The sequence below is a fragment of the Dermacoccus sp. NHGro5 genome (assembly GCF_017565385.1).
Classification (GTDB): Bacteria; Actinomycetota; Actinomycetes; order Actinomycetales; family Dermatophilaceae; genus Dermacoccus; species Dermacoccus nishinomiyaensis.
Genome location: NZ_JAGEKQ010000054.1, coordinates 1 through 1,830, shown reverse-complemented (window position 1 = coordinate 1,830; position 1,830 = coordinate 1). Strand labels below are relative to the sequence as shown.

The window sequence follows — 1,830 nt, the reverse complement described above, 5'->3', positions numbered from 1 at the left end:
ACCAACTACATCGCCAGATCCCTGCTCGAGTCCGGCGGATTCAGACCTCAACTACACCCTCATCTGTGAAGAGCCAGTCATCATTCGGCGATGGGTCGTCTTGCCTGGGATAGCACAGGCCCCCTACGCTGCCTAACGTAAAGACCTACTCAATCCTTTACTAAACGGGGGAATTCCATGTCTGAGCGCAGCAGGTCCTTAGACCGACGGACCATTGCAAACGGGCTCTTCACAGATGAGGGTGTAGTTGAGGTCTGAATCCGCCGGACTCGAGCAGGGATCTGGCGATGTAGTTGGTCAGGTTGCGGAAGCCCAGGGCCGAGCCGCGCAGGTGCTCCAGGCGTCCGTTGATCGCCTCTGTGGGGCCATTGCTGGTGCCAGGCCGCTCGAAGTAGGCCAGCACGTCGGTGGCGCGAGCCTTCAGGGTCCGACCGAGCTTGCGCAACTCGTCCAGCCCGGCGGGGACGTCTTGGCTGACGGCGTCGATGAGCGCCTCCATCGCCGCGCGGCCGAGGGATCGGTCCTTCTCGCGGTAGGCCGCGATCATTCGCTGGTAGATCCCCCAGGTCGCCTCGACGGGCACGTGCTCCTCGAGCACGAACAGCTCCTGCAGGCGGGTCTGCTGCTTGTCGGTGAGCAGGCCCGCGCCGGTGTGCAACGTTCTACGCGCACGGTAGAGCGGGTCGTCTTTGCGGCCGCGGTGCCCGTGCAGTTCCTGCTGGACTCGGCGTCGGCACTGGTCGAGGGCATCACCGGCAAGGCGCACGACGTGGAAGGGATCCATCACCGCAGCCGCGTCGGGCAGTTCCTCGGCGGTGGCGCTCTTGAACCCGGTGAAGCCATCCATCGCGACGACTTCGATGGCCTCACGCCATGCCTGAGGGCGAGCGGCGAGCCACTCCTTGAAGACTCGCTTGGAGCGGCCCTCGACCATGTCCAGCAGTCGTGCTGGGCCGCTGCGGTCGCGGATCGGGGTCAGGTCGATGATCACGGTCACGTATTTGTCGCCTTTGCGTGTGTGCCGCCAGACGTGCTCGTCGACGCCGAGCACGCGGACGCCGTCGAAGCGGTTCGGGTCCTCGATCAGGACGCGTGTGCCCTGGGCCAGGACGGCATCGTTGGCGGTGTTCCACGCAACCCCGAGCCCCTCAGCGACCCGCGCGACCGTCAGGTGGGCGATGACGATGCCCTCCAGCGCCCACGCCAGCCCTCGCCGGGAGAGCTTCGCGCGTGGCTCGGCCGCCAAAGACGTGTCTTGGCGCCACACGTGGCCGCAGCCGGTGCACCGGTAGCGGCGGACCGTGACCTCCAACGTCGTCGGACGCCACCCCAACGGCTCGTGGGCCAGCCGGCGGACAACCGTGCCGCGCGCGGTTCCTTCACAGCCACAGCGTCGGCACCAGCGGTCGGGTTCGACGACTCGACAGGCCAGGACCGCACCGGCGGGCTCGAGGCGCTGACCGGTGGCCTCAAGGCCGAGCTCATTCAAGCGGCAGAACATGGTCAGGTCAGGGTCGGTGAAGGTAGCGTCAGGCACGTCGAGGTCTTCCAGATGGGCAGTGTGAGAACTTCCATCATCGGAAGGCCTCGACGCCTACCCGGGCAGCGCCACGCCGTTCGATCCTTGACTACGCGCTACACCCTCATCTGTGAAGAGCCGGTTTCAGCTTCGAAGATCTCCATGTGCTGCGCGGGGTGCTCGCGCCGTCGTCAGGATGCAGCGGCTGATTGAATGGCGTGGTGACCGACCTCGCGACCCCCTCGTGGCTCAGACCGACCTGGACACCGCGGGTCGGCGGCGACGCGGCGACCGTCGCCGACGTCGGGGAG

Annotated in this window: 1 protein-coding gene; it reads right to left on the bottom strand. The window is 66.4% G+C overall.

All coding sequences use genetic code 11. The features are described 5' to 3' along the window. Positions 1-229: 229 nt before the first annotated feature. Complete coding sequence (locus J4Z35_RS14005; protein WP_083604063.1) at positions 230-1,537, bottom strand: ISL3 family transposase; 1,308 nt, start codon at positions 1,535-1,537, stop codon at positions 230-232. Between the last annotated feature and the right edge of the window lie 293 nt (positions 1,538-1,830).